Annotated in this window: 20 protein-coding genes; 14 read left to right on the top strand and 6 right to left on the bottom strand. The window is 57.8% G+C overall.

Translation table 11 applies throughout. From position 1 onward, the window contains the following. Positions 1-50: 50 nt before the first annotated feature. On the bottom strand, positions 51-551 hold the full coding sequence (locus LKR43_RS09545; RefSeq protein WP_227683822.1) for a PRC-barrel domain-containing protein: 501 nt from the start codon (positions 549-551) through the stop codon (positions 51-53). Between the two features lie 150 nt (positions 552-701). Between LKR43_RS09545 and LKR43_RS09540 the strand changes: the two genes are divergently transcribed. The 3 genes from LKR43_RS09540 (at position 702) to LKR43_RS09530 (ending at position 2,215) form a co-directional block, all read left to right on the top strand. Further along, the gene (locus LKR43_RS09540) at positions 702-917 is read left to right on the top strand and encodes a glycine zipper 2TM domain-containing protein (RefSeq protein WP_227683821.1); all 216 of its coding nucleotides are present in this window, start codon (positions 702-704) and stop codon (positions 915-917) included. A 45-nt stretch (positions 918-962) separates the two neighbouring features. Continuing rightward, positions 963-1,109, top strand: a complete 147-nt coding sequence (locus LKR43_RS09535; protein ID WP_227683820.1) for a lmo0937 family membrane protein — start codon at positions 963-965, stop codon at positions 1,107-1,109. 248 nt (positions 1,110-1,357) lie between these two features. After that, positions 1,358-2,215 carry a mechanosensitive ion channel family protein gene (locus LKR43_RS09530; RefSeq protein ID WP_227683819.1) on the top strand — a complete coding sequence of 286 codons (858 nt, stop codon included), beginning with the start codon at positions 1,358-1,360 and terminating at the stop codon, positions 2,213-2,215. A gap of 39 nt (positions 2,216-2,254) precedes the next feature. Here LKR43_RS09530 and LKR43_RS09525 read toward each other — a convergent pair whose 3' ends face one another. Continuing rightward, positions 2,255-2,998 (bottom strand): IclR family transcriptional regulator, encoded by a 744-nt coding sequence (locus tag LKR43_RS09525; protein WP_227683818.1) that lies wholly within the window; start codon positions 2,996-2,998, stop codon positions 2,255-2,257. A 176-nt stretch (positions 2,999-3,174) separates the two neighbouring features. Here LKR43_RS09525 and LKR43_RS09520 point away from each other — a divergent pair, with 176 nt between their 5' ends. From LKR43_RS09520 to LKR43_RS09510, 3 genes are all read left to right on the top strand, one after another. After that, positions 3,175-4,113 carry a tripartite tricarboxylate transporter substrate binding protein gene (locus LKR43_RS09520; protein WP_227683884.1) on the top strand — a complete coding sequence of 313 codons (939 nt, stop codon included), beginning with the start codon at positions 3,175-3,177 and terminating at the stop codon, positions 4,111-4,113. 137 nt (positions 4,114-4,250) lie between these two features. Further along, entirely contained in the window at positions 4,251-4,922 is a 672-nt protein-coding gene (locus tag LKR43_RS09515; RefSeq protein WP_227683817.1) for a 3-oxoacid CoA-transferase subunit A, read from the top strand. Beyond that, the gene (locus tag LKR43_RS09510) at positions 4,919-5,557 is read left to right on the top strand and encodes a 3-oxoacid CoA-transferase subunit B (protein WP_227683816.1); all 639 of its coding nucleotides are present in this window, start codon (positions 4,919-4,921) and stop codon (positions 5,555-5,557) included. Before LKR43_RS09515 ends, LKR43_RS09510 begins: the two co-directional genes overlap by 4 nt. A 63-nt stretch (positions 5,558-5,620) precedes the next feature. Here the strand turns inward: LKR43_RS09510 and LKR43_RS09505 are convergent, their stop codons facing one another. Continuing rightward, positions 5,621-6,460, bottom strand: a complete 840-nt coding sequence (locus LKR43_RS09505; protein ID WP_227683815.1) for an RNA methyltransferase — start codon at positions 6,458-6,460, stop codon at positions 5,621-5,623. A gap of 107 nt (positions 6,461-6,567) precedes the next feature. Between LKR43_RS09505 and LKR43_RS09500 the strand changes: the two genes are divergently transcribed. Beyond that, complete coding sequence (locus LKR43_RS09500; protein WP_227683814.1) at positions 6,568-7,359, top strand: inositol monophosphatase family protein; 792 nt, start codon at positions 6,568-6,570, stop codon at positions 7,357-7,359. A 151-nt stretch (positions 7,360-7,510) separates the two neighbouring features. Beyond that, positions 7,511-8,392, top strand: a complete 882-nt coding sequence (locus LKR43_RS09495) for an undecaprenyl-diphosphate phosphatase (RefSeq protein WP_227683813.1) — start codon at positions 7,511-7,513, stop codon at positions 8,390-8,392. Here the strand turns inward: LKR43_RS09495 and LKR43_RS09490 are convergent. Both LKR43_RS09490 and LKR43_RS09485 read right to left on the bottom strand, forming a co-directional pair. Then, complete coding sequence (locus tag LKR43_RS09490; protein WP_227683812.1) at positions 8,370-9,179, bottom strand: UDP-2,3-diacylglucosamine diphosphatase; 810 nt, start codon at positions 9,177-9,179, stop codon at positions 8,370-8,372. The genes LKR43_RS09495 and LKR43_RS09490 overlap by 23 nt on opposite strands. Then, the gene (locus LKR43_RS09485) at positions 9,172-9,681 is read right to left on the bottom strand and encodes a peptidylprolyl isomerase (protein WP_227683811.1); all 510 of its coding nucleotides are present in this window, start codon (positions 9,679-9,681) and stop codon (positions 9,172-9,174) included. The genes LKR43_RS09490 and LKR43_RS09485 overlap by 8 nt, the downstream gene beginning before the upstream one ends. Here LKR43_RS09485 and LKR43_RS16215 point away from each other — a divergent pair. Then, on the top strand, positions 9,680-9,808 hold the full coding sequence (locus tag LKR43_RS16215; RefSeq protein WP_255676018.1) for a hypothetical protein: 129 nt from the start codon (positions 9,680-9,682) through the stop codon (positions 9,806-9,808). The genes LKR43_RS09485 and LKR43_RS16215 overlap by 2 nt on opposite strands. Before the next feature lie 48 nt (positions 9,809-9,856). Here the strand turns inward: LKR43_RS16215 and LKR43_RS09480 are convergent, their stop codons facing one another. Then, a complete protein-coding gene (locus LKR43_RS09480; protein ID WP_227683810.1) occupies positions 9,857-10,576 on the bottom strand; it encodes a tetratricopeptide repeat protein in 720 nt (239 codons plus the stop codon). A gap of 210 nt (positions 10,577-10,786) precedes the next feature. On the opposite strand from LKR43_RS09480, the gene cysS reads away from it, so the two are divergent. The 5 genes from cysS (at position 10,787) to LKR43_RS09455 (ending at position 16,338) form a co-directional block, all read left to right on the top strand. After that, positions 10,787-12,235 (top strand): cysteine--tRNA ligase, encoded by a 1,449-nt coding sequence (gene cysS / locus LKR43_RS09475; protein ID WP_227683809.1) that lies wholly within the window; start codon positions 10,787-10,789, stop codon positions 12,233-12,235. Positions 12,236-12,248: 13 nt separating this feature from the next. Beyond that, positions 12,249-12,899: a DNA-3-methyladenine glycosylase gene (locus tag LKR43_RS09470; RefSeq protein WP_227683808.1), complete on the top strand. Its 651-nt coding sequence runs from the start codon at positions 12,249-12,251 to the stop codon at positions 12,897-12,899. Positions 12,900-12,934: 35 nt separating this feature from the next. Next, on the top strand, positions 12,935-13,897 hold the full coding sequence (locus tag LKR43_RS09465) for an acetyl-CoA carboxylase carboxyltransferase subunit alpha (RefSeq protein ID WP_227683807.1): 963 nt from the start codon (positions 12,935-12,937) through the stop codon (positions 13,895-13,897). A 31-nt stretch (positions 13,898-13,928) separates the two neighbouring features. Then, on the top strand, positions 13,929-14,957 hold the full coding sequence (gene tilS, locus LKR43_RS09460) for a tRNA lysidine(34) synthetase TilS (protein WP_227683806.1): 1,029 nt from the start codon (positions 13,929-13,931) through the stop codon (positions 14,955-14,957). 118 nt (positions 14,958-15,075) lie between these two features. Further along, complete coding sequence (locus LKR43_RS09455; protein WP_227683805.1) at positions 15,076-16,338, top strand: aspartate kinase; 1,263 nt, start codon at positions 15,076-15,078, stop codon at positions 16,336-16,338. Positions 16,339-16,430: the final 92 nt, after the last annotated feature.

The raw sequence follows: 16,430 nt of genomic DNA, 5'->3' as shown, positions 1-16,430 counted from the left end.
GTGCCGCCCCAATATACCGCTACATTTCATGGCTACGCCATGAGCCGGTATTATTCTGCTACTTCAACCTTGGGCAAGGCTTTCAGTTGATCCTTGGTGTAGCCTGCCAGTACCCACTTGTCGCCATTCTGTGTAATTTCGTCGTAGGGAATGGCGACGTCACGTTCGCCCAGGCCCAGAAAGCCGCCGGCACCAACGATTACGTGAGCAACCTTCCCGTCTGTTGCAAGGACGACGTCACTGATGTTACCGATCTTTTCATCGGCTTCGTTAACGACGGTATTACCGATGATCTTGTCCTTGACGCTTAGGCCCGTAATGGTTTCGACTTTTTCTTCCTGTGCCATGGCGCCGCCACCTGCTGCACCAGCGCCGGATGTGGTAGCGCCGCCCATGGTGTCAGCGCCTGGCGCCGGCGCTGGACTAGGTGCAGGAGCAGGTGCGGTAGTGTCCGGTGCCGTGCCTGTGCTGGGTGCCGTTGATTGTGCATGAACGACGGAGGCCATGGAAAGGGGAAGCGAACAAATTGCTACTGCAAGAATCTTTCTCATACGTTTCTCCTGGTTGTTGACAAAAAGGTCGATTAAGATGGAGCAAGTCCTGTGCCCGCCAACCAAGCTTCCCCGGCCGGGTACGGTACTTGCTAGTGCAACGAGGAAATATCGGCTTTATTTTGTTGAACCATTGAAAGAGGTACTGAGATGACTAAGACGAAAAGAATTGCGAGCGCTTCCATCGTGCTGAGTGTCCTGCTTAGCCTGGGAGCTTGTAGCGGGATGTCCAAGCAAGGACAAAACACAGCTATCGGGGCCGGCGTTGGTGCCGTAGGCGGTGCTGTGCTGACCGGAGGAAGCACCCTGGGCACTCTGGGCGGCGCTGCTGTCGGTGGCGTGATTGGCCACGAAGCAAGCAAGTAATGTCTGAACACCAGCATATTTACTAAAAGAAGGGGGTACACCTATATGCTATATACCATTGCAGTCATTCTGTTGGTTTTGTGGCTCCTGGGCCTGGTCTCGTCCTACACCATAGGGGGCTTCATTCACATTCTTATTGTCGTGGCGATCGTGCTCATACTGGTGCGCGTTATTTCCGGTCGTTCACCATAAGGGCAGTCTCTGATCACTGACTGCGACAATCGTCGTACAGGAAATGTCCACTTGTCGGCCCAGGGCTGATGAGTGGACATTTTCAGCTCCGGCGGCCTAAGTCGTTGTTATTCTCCGTATAATTTATTTAGTCAGATAGTTGTCCCTGGATTTATCCACAATTTCCGTGGATAAGTTAATGCCCGCCAGCCGCGGGCATTTCTACTGCAGGGATGCGTCTTTTGTTCATCCTTTCAAGTGGAAATAGCATGATGGAATCGTTAAAAGAGCTAATAGTGCTGATGCCGGACGTCCGGTATCTGGCGCTTAACATTGGGTTGACGCTGCTTATTCTGGTGCTGGGCTGGGCGGCCTCCTCTTTTGCAGGCCGCAGTGTGCAAAAGCTCGCAGCCCGATCGCCAAAGATTGATCCCACCATCGTTCCCATGGTCTATACCGTTACGGTCTGGGCCATCCGGATTTTTGTCATTGTTGCGGTGCTGGCGCGATTTGGCGTGCAGACCGCCAGCATCATTGCCGTGCTGGGCGCCGCCGGCCTGGCGGTTGGCCTGGCCTTGCAGGGCACATTGCAAAATATCGCCGCCGGCATCATGTTGCTGGCCCTGCGTCCGTTGCGTGCCGGAGAATACATATCAGTAGTGGGCAAAGGCGATGGTACCGTGGCCGAAGTGGGCCTGTTCCTTACACGCCTCATCCAGATTGATGGTATTCACCTTACCTTGCCCAACAGCCTGGTGTGGGGCAATCCCATTATCAATTACAGCCGCAATGCTACCCGCCGCCTTGATGTCGAGGTGTCTGTCCGCTACGGCGATGATCTTGAACTGGCCCTGCGCGAGCTGAGCAGTCTGGTGCAACATCATCAGCATGTACTGTCTGACCCGGCGCCACAAGTCATGGTCATCGGCTACAGCGAAAGCGCGACTACCGTGAATATGCGGGTGTGGGCGTCCACCGAAAACTATTGGGATCTGCGATTCGATCTTTATCGAAATGCCTTGCAGGTATTGGGCAGAGCCGGCTTGAGCATGCCGATACCGGTGCGCGAGGTTCAGGCCAAATCAATGACGGAAGCGCTCGAGCATGGTGGTGTTGTCGAGCCGTAAGGGCTGAACCTGTATGGCAAGCCGGCTGGCTTGCCAGATTCAAACGTTGCCAGCCAGCGTATTCAGGCCGTCTTGTATCAGGCCTGCAATCTGGCGCTGGCGGGTGGCCGGCATACGGTCGGTGATGGCCGTGACACTGATGGCCAGATAGGGGTTTTGCTTTTTGTCGCACAGGGCGCAGCCGACTCCCAGTGCGCCTCGCACTGCATAGTTGCCAACCACCGAATAGCCACGTGTGCGGGTGTTTTCTACCAGGCGTCGCAATTCGCGTTGGCTCATGCCGCCATATTGTTCTATCTGCGTGCTGTTGCTTGCGATAATTTCGTCGATCTCGGCATCGGGCAATTTAGCCAGCAAGGCCATTCCGCCCGAACCGACCCCCAGTGGCTGGCGTTTGCCGGCGAAAGTGGCGAGTATTTGCACCGGATAGGGGCCGATTTCCCGCCAGAGGCTGAGTGACTCATTGCCGTCTCGTACAACCAGAAACACAGCGTCGCCCGTTTGTGTCGCCAGACTCTGCATGACCGGCAGGGCGAGCTTGATGCGGGGATCTTGCCCAAGAATAGTGGCTTCGGCTGACTGATTGGCTGAAAATCGCTTGGAATTTCCCGGGTTGTGCACGAACCCTTCTTCGATCAGGGCAGCCAGCAAACGGTATATGGTGGGGCGTTGTAACCCGGTCAGGCGTGCGAGCTCGCTTACGCTCAAACCGTTGTCAGGGTTATCACGCAAGGTTCGCAGTACCTGCAGGCCCCGCCGTAGTGTGCGGGGGCCGGTTGCCATGGTTCCGTTTACTGATGTGTCCACTAGATGTACATTCAGGTTGGAAAAAAATAAATATTGTCAGAAAATTGAAGTCTCAATTATATAACTGTCCACGTAATGGACGATACCAGGAGGACACAGTGTCAATTCAATCCAAACTAAAAACAGGCGCAAAAGTATTGGCCGGCAGCTTGATGCTGGCCGGCGTAGTGGGTTATTCCGCGACTGCTTCGGCGGCCTACCCTGATCGTCCCATCAAGATGGTGGTTGGTTTCTCTGCCGGCGGAACCACCGACACCGTGGCGCGAATTGTTTCCAAGGAAATGAGTGATGCCCTGGGCCAGTCCGTTGTGGTCGACAATCGGCCAGGCGCGGGCAGCAATATTGCGTCCGAGCTGGTCGCGCGCTCCGACCCCGACGGCTACACCCTGTACATGGTCGCCGTCACCAGTGCCATCAATCAAACCCTGTACAAGAACCTTCGCTTCAACCTTATTGAGGACTTCACACCCGTTGCACTGGCAGTCCGAGTGCCAAACGTACTGGTCGTGAATCCCAAGGTACCTGTCAAGAGCGTCAAGGAGCTGGTCGACTACGCCAAGGCCAACCCGGGCAAGCTGAATTTTGCTTCCTCCGGTAGTGGTACGTCCATCCACATGGCCGGGGAACTGTTCAAACAGTCGGCCGGTATTGATGCGGTTCATATTCCCTACAAGGGTAGTGCGCCGGCCATGGCCGACCTGATCGGCGGCCAGGTAGACTACATGTTCGACAATATGCCGTCCGCATGGCCTCATGTCGAGTCCGGCAGCCTGCGTGCGCTGGCCGTCACCACTGCCGACCGCTCCAAGACTGCGCCAGACCTGCCCACCATGCAGGAATCCGGTTTCCCCTCGTTCGATGTGTCTTCCTGGTTTGGTGTGATTGCACCCAAGGGCACACCGCCCGAGATCATCAACAAGCTGAACGAAGTCATGTTGGCAGCGTTGGCCAAGCCCGAAGTCCAGAAAAGCCTGGAAGACCTTGGTGCAGTGCCAGCCAAGACCACTCCGGCTGAATTCGGCAATTTCATCAAGTCGGAAGTTGAAGGCTGGGCCAAGGTGGTCAAGGCTTCAGGAGCAACCGTCGACTGATTTGTACGGATAGCAGTCCCAGGTTCCCGTCTGGTGGCGGGCTGGTGTACCGAGATCTGTCAAACGGGACGCAAGGGTCGGCCTTGGGGCCGGCCCTTGTATTTAACGGCCTGTGTAATGCAGGCAATGGATTCAATATGATTTCTAAGATTTTCGACACCATGCGTGCCACGCTGGCCGACGTTCCCGATGGGGCTACCATCATGGTCGGCGGCTTTGGTCTGGCGGGTCAGCCCAAAGAGCTCATAGACGCTTTGCTTGATCAGGGCGCCAAAGACCTCGTCATCATCAATAACAATGCCGGCAACGGCGATACCGGGCTGGCAGCCCTGCTGGCTGCAGGGCGGGTCCGCAAGATTATCTGCTCGTTCCCGCGCCAGGCCGACTCGCATGTGTTCGACGGTTTGTATCGCGCCGGGAAAATCGAATTGGAACTGGTGCCGCAAGGAAACCTGGCCGAGCGCATACGCGCTGCCGGCGCGGGGATTGGCGGGTTCTATACACCGACGGGGGCGGGTACGCCGCTGGCCGAAGGCAAAGAGCAGCGCACCATCAATGGGCGTAATTACATACTCGAATACCCCTTGCATGCTGATTATGCGTTGATCAAGGCCTTGCACGCCGACCGCTGGGGCAATCTGGTCTATCGTAAAACAGCCCGTAACTTCGGGCCTATCATGGCAACGGCCGCCCGGGTCGCCGTTGCGCAAGTCGACAGCATCGTGGATCTGGGCGACCTGGACCCCGAGGCTATCGTCACACCGGGGCTATTCATTCAACGCGTGATCGCTACAGGAGCCGCAGCATGAACCGACTGAACCGAGAACAGATGGCCGCACGCGTTGCGCAAGACATCCCTGAAGGCAGCGTAGTGAATCTGGGCATAGGGCTGCCGACCAAGGTCGCCAACTATTTGCCAGCTGACCGCGAGATCATGCTGCACAGTGAGAATGGTGTGATCGGCATGGGGCCTGCACCGGAAGCCGGTGCGGAAGACCCCGATCTGATCAACGCGGGCAAGCAGCCTGTCACATTGCTCGACGGTGGTGCCTTCTTCCATCACGCAGATTCGTTCGGAATGATGCGCGGCGGACACCTTGATATTTGCGTGCTGGGCGCGTTCCAGGTCTCGCGTTATGGCGATCTGGCCAATTGGCACACGGGTGATGCCGATGCCATTCCGGCTGTGGGCGGCGCCATGGATCTGGCCATAGGTGCGAAATCGGTTTATGTGCTCATGGAGTTGCTTACGCGTGATGGCCAGAGCAAGCTGGTGGAAAAGTGCAGTTATCCCCTGACCGGCGTCGGTTGCGTCAGCCGCATTTATACCGATCTGGCGGTCTTCGACCTGAAAGACGGCAAAGTGTTGCTGGTCGATGATCTATCGGGCGTTGGCATTGCCGAGCTCACTCGCTTGACAGGCATGGATATCGTCGCTGCCTGACAAGGCCGGTGCAGATCCCTGTTTGCACCAGCAGCAAGAATGGCGGCCAAATGGCCGCCATCATTATTTTCTGGCCGTTTTGATCATGGCCGTGCACAGGCCACGCAGCATATCGACTTCGTCCTGGGTCAGGCCATTACGACCGAACATGTGCCGCATGCGGGGCATCAGCTTTTTCGGGTGCTCGGGATCCAGGAACTTTACCTCGGTAATGGCTTGCTCCCAGTGGGTCATGAGAGCCTGTATCCTGTCGTTGCTTGCAGGCTGGCTGCCTTCGTCCGGCTGCCCCTCGGTGCTGGGCAGCAGCGGCAAAGAGGCTGCGCTGGCCAGGCTGTAGCGCAGCTCCCAGGCGGCCAGCTGCAGGGCTTGGGAAACATTCAACGAGCTGTATTCGGGGTTCGCCGGAATATGACAGACCCGCTGGCATAGCGCGATGTCTTCGTTGGTGAGCCCCGATCGCTCGGTACCCAGCACAATGGCGACACGGTTTTCGCCCGTGCCTTGCAGATGCTGGCAGCTTATCTGCGCGGCGTCCCGGATGTCGCATGCCGGTGGCCCCAGTACACGCGCCCTGGCGGTCAGGGCAAACGCCAGCGTGACCGGGGCCAGCGCCTGTTCCAGGGTCGGCACAATACGTACCGAAGCCAGAACGTCTGTGGCGCCGCTCGCCAGTGATTGCGCGTCGGGTTGCTCGAGTACGTCGGGGAAGCGGGGAGCGACCAGGCACAGGTCATGAAAGCCCATGGTTTTGATGGCGCGAGCCGCCGCACCGACGTTGCCGGGATGGCTGGGGCGCACCATAATGAAGCGCACCCGGGTGAACGTATCGGCCTCGGCAGAGGCGGCTGAAACCCGTGTTTCAGGCGAAGTTGTGTGCGTTTCAGGTAAAAACGACTGAGTCATTTAAAATAGATGTTTTATTGCGTTGATTGTCGGGCATTTTGCCCATGCTGCGTACTCTGTGTCCAGCAAGGCCAGGCTTCAACAATTTTTGTTAAATACGGAATTTTATGCACCCGATGCTCAATACCGCCATCAAGGCGGCACGCCGTGCTGGCACCATCATCAACCGGGCCAGTCTCGATCTGGAACGCCTGCAAGTTGCACGCAAGGGGCCTAAGGATTATGTCACGGAAGTGGACCGCGCTGCAGAAGAGGCCATTATCGACGTCCTGCGTACAGCCTATCCTGACCATGGCTTTCTTGGCGAAGAAACCGGCACACACCTGGCAGCCGAGCAGGGCGCAGACGAGCCTGCTGCGTTTCAATGGATTATCGATCCGCTCGATGGCACCACGAATTTCATTCATGGCCTGCCGGTGTATGCGATCTCCATTGCACTGGTCCAACACGGCCAGGTCACGCAGGCAGTCATATACGACCCCAACCGCAACGAGCTGTTTACCGCGAGTCGTGGCGGTGGCGCCTTTCTGAACGACAGGCGCATACGTGTGTCCGGCCAGCTGCGCTATCACGATGCCTTGCTGGGCGCCCATGTGCCTGGCTCTGCGTCTGCTCCTACAACCGACGTCAAATTCCACAAGCTTCTGTCTGAATGTGCGGCAGCGCGCCGCCTGGGCTCAACCGTACTCGACCTGGCCTATGTTGCCGCCGGGCGCCTGGACGGGTTCTGCGGTGTCAAACTGAAACCATGGGATCTGGCTGCCGGCAGCCTGCTCATCCTCGAGTCGGGTGGTCTGGTGGCCGACTTTGAAGGCGAGCAAGGGTGGATGAAAAGCGGTGATCTTCTGGCAGCCACCCCCAAATTGTTCCCGCAGATGCTGGGCTACCTGCACGAATAAAGTGTTCTTCGGGCATGATGGCCGTTGCGAACTGAAACAAGCTCACACGATGTTCTGGTTTACCGTAGCGCGTGTTCATGATCGGCAGCGTGCCTGCCGGCCTCTTGCGCGCGCGGGCGGACAAGTGAATTAAAAATCACAATGAGTAACTATGACTGAAAGTAGCTGGTTTATGTTGAAGGCCCTGTTTTTAGGGCTGATCGAAGGTTTCACGGAATTTATTCCGGTATCAAGCACGGCGCACCTGCTGATCATCGGCGACTGGATCGGATTCTCTTCCGGTAGCGACAAAGTGTTTGAAGTCGTAATACAGTTTGGCTCCATACTGGCTGTCATGTGGATATTTCGTGCCCGGCTCTGGCAGCTTATTCACGGAACCTTTACGGGCGTGCGCAGCGAGGTCATGTTCACGCGAAACCTGCTTATTGCATTCCTGCCCGCTGCAGTCATCGGTGCCTTGGCGATCAAGTACATCAAGATGCTCTTTCACAGCCCCGGCGTCTTCGTGTTTACATTGATTGTTGGCGGCATGATTATGCTTTGGGTCGAGCGCAAGCCGCAGTATGCCAAGAAAATCGACGGTGAGCCGGCCGATGCCCGGTCTGTGCAGGACGACAGCCGTGCGTCGCAACTGGCAACTGCACACAGCCTGGAAGAAATCACCTGGAAGCAGGCTCTGGTAGTGGGTTTTGCACAATGTCTGGCCATGGTGCCCGGCACCTCGCGTTCGGGAGCAACCATCATCAGCGGCATGATTGCCGGTATCCAGCGCAAGACGGCAACCGAGTTTTCGTTTTTTCTGGCCATGCCTACCATGCTGGCGGCCACCGTCTACGACCTTTACCGTAACAGCTCATCCCTGAACGACACGCAGATGACTGCGATTGCCGTCGGGTTCGTCGCAGCGTTTGTCAGTGCGCTGATCGTCGTGCGCGCCGTACTGCGGTTTGTGTCGCGGCGCACCTATCGTCCCTTTGCGTGGTATCGCATCGGGCTTGGCATCGTGGTGTTTATCTGGCTGATGGCGCGCTAGCGCCGTTGGCTGCAGCCTGGTCGTGGGCCTGAACCAGCTGCAGGCCGCCGGCGGCTATCGTCAGCCAGCCGCCACGTGTCATGCCATCGTGGTCATAATCCCAGTCTGGAAGTACCCAGCGCGTGCGTGGTTTGCCATCGACTTCCAGATGATGAACCTGGGGTCGGTGGGTATGGCCATGCACCATGATGCTGGCGTCGCACGCTGAAAACGCCTGGTCTATGGCCGATGGCGTGACATCCATGATGCTCATGGTCTTGTGGCGATTCGATGCCATGCTGCGTTGACGCGCCAGATCGGCAATGCGGCGACGTACCGGCAGGCTTAAATTCAGGAACAGCCATTGCACGGCGCCACACCGTACTACACGGCGAAACCGCTGGTAGCTGCGATCGGCGGTGCAATACTCGTCGCCGTGCGACAGCAATATGGTCCCCGCTTCGGTATCGAGGCAGACCTGATCGGGCAGAAGCCGGGCGCCAACGTGTCTGGCCAGTGGCTCCCCAAGCAGGAAGTCGCGGTTGCCGCGTCCCAGCCATAACGGTATTTTTCCGGATACCTGACTGAACTTTGCCAGCGTTGTGGCGAGCCACGGTGGTGGCGATGTCAGGGCGAAATCATCGCCTATCCAGGCGTCGAAGATATCACCGCACAAAATCAAGGCGTCCGCTTGCGCGCACGCCTGATCCAGAAATGCATGAAATGCCAGGGCGGTGGCCGGGGTGTGGGGCCCCAGATGAATGTCTGAAGCGACCCAGACCGTCCCTGTAAGCGATAGTTTATTCAACGATCGTGGCTTGCTCGATAACGACGGTCTCGACGGGGACGTCTTGGTGGAAGCCCTTGTTGCCGGTTTTCACTACCTTGATCTTGTCGACGACTTCGGTGCCTTCGACGACTTTACCGAATACTGCATAACCCCAGCCGTTCGGTGTGGGGGAGGTGAAGTTCAGGAAGTCATTGTCAGCGACGTTGATGAAGAACTGCGCTGTGGCCGAGTGCGGGTCGGAGGTACGGGCCATGGCCAGCGTATAGCGATCATTCTTCAGGCCGTTGTCGGCTTCGTTTTCGATGGGGGCATGGGTTTGCTTTTGCTTCATGTCTGCGTCGAAGCCGCCGCCCTGAACCATGAAGTTGTTGATGACGCGATGGAAGATCGTGCCATCAAAAAAACCTTCCTTAACGTAGGTCAGGAAGTTTTCGACGGTTTTGGGGGCTTTCTCGGCATTCAGCTCGATCAGGATGGGACCTTGGCTGGTTTGCAGACTGACGCGGGGGTTAGTGCTCATGGATTTACCTTCAGTAGAGTTGGAGGAAGCCGCTTGCGCGGTGCTGCCCAGGCATAGGGCCAGCGAGGTAGCGCAGGCAAGGCTGAAAACACGCAGCGTCGAGCTCAGCGTGCTTGAAGAAAAATAAGTAGATGTCATAGGAAATTATCGGGATAAGGGTTTCGTGGACGCGTGTTCAGGGCGACAGGATCTGACCAGCCTGTGCGGCTTTGGCCCCGGCCTGGCTTGCACCCAGTGCGGCGGCCTCGCGGAACGAACGCTGTGCCAGCATAAGCTGGACTTCGCCCAGATTTGCCCTGGCGGTAGCGTAATTCGGATTGGCAACCAGCGCCATGCGCAAGGCGTCATAGGCCATGTCGAGCTGGCCCCGTTTTACATACTCGGCGGCCAGGTTGTTCCAGGGCTCGGGCAGTTCCGGATATAACGTGGTCATGTGGCGGTAGGTGTCGATGGCTTCGGTGCTGCGGCCCAGGGCAGCCAGTGCCCGGCCGTGCAGGAACAGCAACTGAACGTCGGTGCCTATGCTTCCTTTTTCGTCGAGCTGGGCCTGACGCTTCTCGATGATGGCCAGTGCTTCCTGGTTCTGGCCCTGGTCCAGCATGCCGGAAATGCGATCCGTGATCTGCGATGCGCTGAGGGGTTCCTGGGTGTCTATGTTGGGTGTAAGAGATTCCAGCAGCCTGGCCAGGCCCTTCCAGCCGCCTTCCTGGGGTTTGGGGGCGTTGAAGAGTTTGTCGTGGCCCGTTTGTGCGCCGGGGCTGGTGTTGACCTTCACGCCCTGAACGATCGCGTTGGATTCTGACTGCGCTAGACCTGTATCGACCGAGGCGTTAAGATCAACTTGCGGTACAAGCTCGGGTGCGGGTGTTTGTGCGCCCGCCGCTTGCATCGACATTACGCCGGCAAAAAGGGCTATCGCTAAAGCGGGACCATTAATTCGAAACACAGATTTTGCACCTATACGTAAACGATGTGTTGCCGGCGGCTTGCTATACTTATCGACCGCCATTTTAGCCTTGCTTGTCGATTCGCGCCGAATTGGCTGCGCGGGAGCTCTTGTAGCAAGAGCCCGCTTTCGACATAGACTGACAGATATTGATCCTACATGCTGCACATTTATAACACCCTTTCCCGTGCCAAAGAGCCGTTGAAAACCGTGGAACCCGGCGTGGTTCGCATGTACGTATGCGGCATGACGGTCTATGACTTCTGCCACCTGGGTCACGCTCGCATGCTGGTCAGCTTCGACGTCGTGCAGCGCTGGCTCAGGGCCAGCGGCTACAAGGTGAAGTATGTACGAAATATCACCGATATCGATGACAAAATCATACGGCGCGCTGTGCAAAACGGCCAACGTATGTCCGAGGTCACTTCGTTTTTCATCGACGCCATGCATGCTGACGAGCGGGCGCTGTCGGTCGTCCCGCCCGATGCCGAGCCGCGTGCCACCGAGCATGTAGGCGACATGCTCGGCATTATCGGCAAGCTCGAAGAAAACGGCCTGGCCTATCGCTCCGATGATGGCGACGTCAACTATGCCGTGCGAGAGTTTCCCGGGTACGGGAAGCTGTCGGGCAAGTCGCTCGATGACCTCAGGGCGGGCGAGCGTGTTGCGGTTGCATCGGGCAAGCGCGACCCGCTGGACTTCGTATTGTGGAAAGCAGCCAAAAGCGAAGAACCGGAAGAATCCAAATGGCCGTCAAGCTATGGCGTTGGCCGGCCGGGCTGGCACATAGAGTGCTCGGCCATGAGCCGCGCTTTGCTGGGCCTGCCCCTGGACATTCACGGCGGTGGTCCTGACCTGAAGTTCCCGCATCACGAGAACGAGATCGCCCAGACGGAAGGCGCGTTCGGCGGCAGCCTGGCGTCGATCTGGATGCACTGCGGGCCCCTGATGGTCGATTCAGACAAAATGTCAAAGTCGCTGGGCAATTTCCGTACCATACGAGCCACCATTTCCGCAGATGCCGGTTTGCCTGATGATCAGGCCAGCTACGACGCGAATCCGCGCGAAGCCGAGATGCTGCGCTTTTTCATCGTACGCAATCATTACCGTAGCCAGCAGAACTACGCGCCCGACAACCTGTTCGATGCCCAGAATGCGCTTGATCGTCTGTATCAGACCTTGCATAACGTGCCGCCCGAGGCGGTCGAGATCGACTGGGATCATCCGTCGGCCCAGGCATTTCGCGCGGCCATGAACGATGATTTCAATACTTCAGGGGCTGTCGCGGCCTTGTTTGAATTGTCGTCAGCCGCAAACCGCAGCGGATCGGCACAAACTTCGGGCCTTATGCGTGCCCTGGGCGGCGTGCTTGGGCTGCTGCAGTCCGATCCCGCTACTTATTTGCAGTCGCCAACCCGGTATCAACCCGGCGCAGGCACACAGACAGCCTTTACGACCGAGCAGATTGAAGCCCTGATCAATGAGCGGGCGCTCGCCAAGCAGGCACGCAACTTTTCCCAGGCCGACCAGATCCGCAAGACTTTGCAGGAAGGTGGTATCGAGCTCGAGGACAAGGCGGGTGGCGTAACGCAATGGCGCAGAGTCTGATCAAGGAAGGGGCATGACCAATAGCAGTTCAAGCGCATCCATAGCAAAACCGGAGTACTGGGATCAGGCCTCGGCCGAGCTTATGGCGCGCGACCGTATCCTGAAGAAGCTGATTCCTCAACATAAGACCGAATGGCTGGCGCCTTCGGCAACGCCTTTTGTTACGCTTGCGCGTGCCGTCGTCGGCCATCAGATTTCGGTAAAGGCGGCTGATGCCATGTGGCAACGTTTTACCGAAGCCTGTGGGCGCACCCCCACACCCCAGTGCATCATCAAGCTGGCCGAAACCGATATCCAGCAGTCTGGCCTGTCCAAGCGCAAAGCCGAATACATACTTGATCTGGCCGTGCATTTCGCGGAAAAAAAGATCAGGCCAACGGCCTGGCGCACCATGACCGACGAGGCTGTCATTGCCGACCTATGTGCCATTCGGGGCATAGGACGCTGGACGGCCGAGATGTTTCTTATCTTCAATCTGCAGCGGCCCGACGTCCTTCCGCTGGACGACGCAAGTCTGCTCAAGGCGATTTCGTTACACTACTTCAGTGGCGAACCTGTATCGCGCTTCGAGGCACGGGAAGTCGCCCAGGCCTGGATGCCGTGGCGAACGGTTGCTACCTGGTATCTGTGGCGTAGTCTTGACCCGGCTTCCGTGCAGTACTAAAACAGTGAATGCCCTAATCTGGAAACCTAGCTCTTATGCGTAATACTTTCCTGGAATTTGAACAACCACTTGCCGAACTCGAGAACAAGATCGAGGAATTGCGCTATGTGCAGACAGATTCCGCGGTCGATATCTCTGAAGAAGTCAATCGGCTGCAACAAAAAAACCAGGCCCTGGCCAAAAGCATTTATGCCAAGCTCACGCCGTGGCAGACCGCTTTGGTGGCACGCCACCCACAGCGTCCCTATACGCTGGATTACGTGCGCGAGATTTTCACCGACTTCCACGAACTGCACGGCGACCGCATGTACGCCGATGACAAGTCCATAGTTGGTGGTCTGGCGCGCTTCAACGGCACGCCGTGCATGGTGATCGGGCATCAAAAAGGGCGCGACACCAAAGAACGTGCCATGCGCAATTTCGGTATGCCTCGTCCAGAGGGCTATCGCAAGGCATTGCGCCTGATGCGCCTGGCCGAAAAATTCCAGATTCCGGTCTTTACGTTTGTCGATACCCCCGGAGCCTATCCGGGTATCGGCGCGGAAGAGCGCGGTCAGTCCGAGGCCATTGGCCACAATCTGTATGCCATGGCCGAACTCAAGGTGCCCGTCATTGCAACCATCATTGGTGAAGGCGGGTCGGGTGGTGCACTGGCCATCGCCGTGGGCGATGTCGTCATGATGCTGCAGTACTCCACCTACGCAGTGATTTCCCCCGAAGGCTGCGCTTCCATTCTTTGGCGCAGTGCCGACAAGGCATCCGTGGCCGCCGATGCGCTCGCCATTACGGCCCCTCGCCTGAAAGAACTTGGCCTGATCGATCGCATCGTCAACGAACCGGTCGGCGGCGCGCATCGCGACCCGGATGTCATGGCGCGTCAGCTTAGCCGCGCCTTGTCTGACTCCCTGCGCCAGGTATCGGGCATGTCACCCGAGCAACTCATCGAGCATCGCCTGCAGCGACTGATGTCGTACGGCCGTTTCCAGGAAGCCCGCTAGGGCGCCGCCCCTGCCGGTGCGCTGAAGATACATGCTTCCCCAGACGTTCTGGCAGGATTTCGGCCTGGCGCCACTGCGCAAGGCGTTCGCCGCCGCAATGGCGGCCTTGCCACAGCCTCCCCGCCGTATCGCGGTCGCACTCAGCGGCGGGGCAGATTCTGCCATGCTTGCGGTGCACGCAGCCTTGTATGCCCGCCGGAAAGGCATGGAGATTCATTGCTTTCACGTACATCACGGCTTGCAGGCGCCGGCCGATGGGTGGCAGATGCATGCACATGATATGGCACAAATGCTGCAAGTACCATGCCACACACGCTACGTTCAGGTAGATGTGACCGGAGGAGACGGCATGGAGTCGGCCGCACGCGACATGCGTTACGCGGCCTTGCGCGAACTTGCGCAGACCATGAAGCTGCATCACATATTGCTGGCCCATCATCGCAATGATCAGGCTGAGACTGTCATGTTGCGGCTGCTGCGCGGAGCCGGTCCGACAGGCCTTGCAGCCATGGCGCCGGTCAGGCAGCACCAGGAACTGACCTACATCCGGCCATGGCTGGATATTGATCGCGCCGTGATCTTGCAGCAGGCCGAAGATTTTGCGGACTTGACCGGCTGGGTGCCGGTCAAGGATCCCAGCAACATTGATGACCAATACACCCGGGCTGCCCTGCGTGTGCGACTGGTACCGGCGCTGAACGAGCGCTGGCCAGGCTGGCAGGGGATCCTGGCACGTCATGCGCGTCAGAGTGCCCAGGCTGCCGACGTGCTGCAGGAAGTGGCGGAGCAGGATTTTGCGGGCCTGGAGCCTTCAGAAGATAAACAGAGTTTTTCGCTGGCCGCCTGGCGCGGGTTGTCGCACGCACGTCAGGCGCTGGTCCTGCGCTACTGGCTGGCGCATCTGGGCCTGCGAATGCCTACAGAGGCCCGTTTGCATGACATCATGCGCCAGATGCGCGAGCTGCACGCCTTGGGTCATGACCGGCACATGCGGGTCAAGCACGGGCAGGTCTGGATACGCTGCGTCCGCGGCCGCGTCTTTATCGACACGTCAAACTGATTTCTCGCAACAATTTCGGTGCGTAGCCTGTATGCTTTTCCACAGGGAATGTCCCCATTGTGGAAAAACGTTAAAATAATCCGCTTTGTCTGTTGACCCCTTTAACTCAGAGAAAAAGATGTCCCTGATTGTTCAAAAATACGGTGGCACGTCCATGGGCTCGGTCGAGCGCATTCAGAACGTGGCGCGGCGTGTGGCCAAATGGCATGCCGCCGGCCACCAGGTGGTGGTAGTGCCGTCGGCCATGTCCGGCGAAACCAACCGCCTGCTGGGCCTGGCCAAAGAGATTTCGCCGCAGCCGGATACCCGCGAACTCGATATGCTGGCATCCACCGGCGAGCAGGCCAGCAGCGCCTTGCTGGCCATGGCGTTGTTGTCCCAGGGGGTTGCCGCACGCAGCTTCACCGGATGGCAAGTGCCCGTGCGTACAGACGCTTCGTACACCAGGGCTCGCATACGCTCCATTGACGATGCCCGCATACAGACCGAACTGGATTCGGGCAGGGTCGTGATTGTGACCGGGTTTCAGGGTGTCGACGACGAAGGCAATATCACGACCCTGGGTCGTGGTGGTTCCGATACCTCGGCTGTTGCGGTGGCAGCGGCACTGAAGGCCGACGAATGCCTGATTTTTACCGACGTCGACGGGGTGTACACCACCGATCCGCGCGTCGTGCCCGAAGCGCGGCGCATGAGCGTGGTTTCTTTCGAAGAAATGCTTGAAATGGCATCCCTGGGCTCCAAGGTGCTGCAGATTCGGTCGGTCGAATTCGCCGGCAAGTACCAAGTTCCTGTGCGAGTCCTGTCTTCTCTGACCGACCCCCTGATACCGCTCGAAGAAGAAATGACTTCGGGCACACTTATTACTTTCGAGGAAGATCAAAAAATGGAAGCTGCCGTCGTTTCGGGTATTGCCTTCAGCCGTGATGAAGCTAAAGTCACCTTGCTGGCTGTCCCTGACACCCCCGGTGTCGCCTATTCGATCCTTGGGCCTGTCGCTGCCGCCAACATCGACGTTGACATGATTCTGCAGAACCAGTCCGTCGACGGCACTACAGATTTCTCATTCACTGTGAACCGCAACGACTTCGCCCGTACGCTTGACCTGCTGAAGAACCAGATCGGGCCGGCAGTTGGTGCAGGTGAAATCGTATCTGACGACAAGGTCTGCAAGGTATCCATCGTGGGTATCGGCATGCGCAGTCATGTGGGTGTGGCCAGCCTGATGTTCCGCACATTGTCGGAAGAGGGCATCAATATCCAGATGATCAGCACCAGCGAGATCAAAACCTCGGTCATCATCAACGACAAATACATGGAGCTGGCAGTACGCGCCCTGCACAAGGCTTTCGAGCTGGATCAGGACAAAACCCAGGCCTGACAATGGTTTGACGGCCGCTGCGCTTCACATATGAAGGTGTTTTTACCCGATTTTCGGGCTTGTCAGCAGAACAGCTTCGTATCGTGCTAGAA

This window comes from Pusillimonas sp. MFBS29 (assembly GCF_020687695.1).
Lineage (GTDB): Bacteria > Pseudomonadota > Gammaproteobacteria > Burkholderiales > Burkholderiaceae_B > Pusillimonas_C.
Note: the sequence above shows the minus strand (reverse complement) of the source record. Positions and strands in the feature narration are given on the sequence as shown.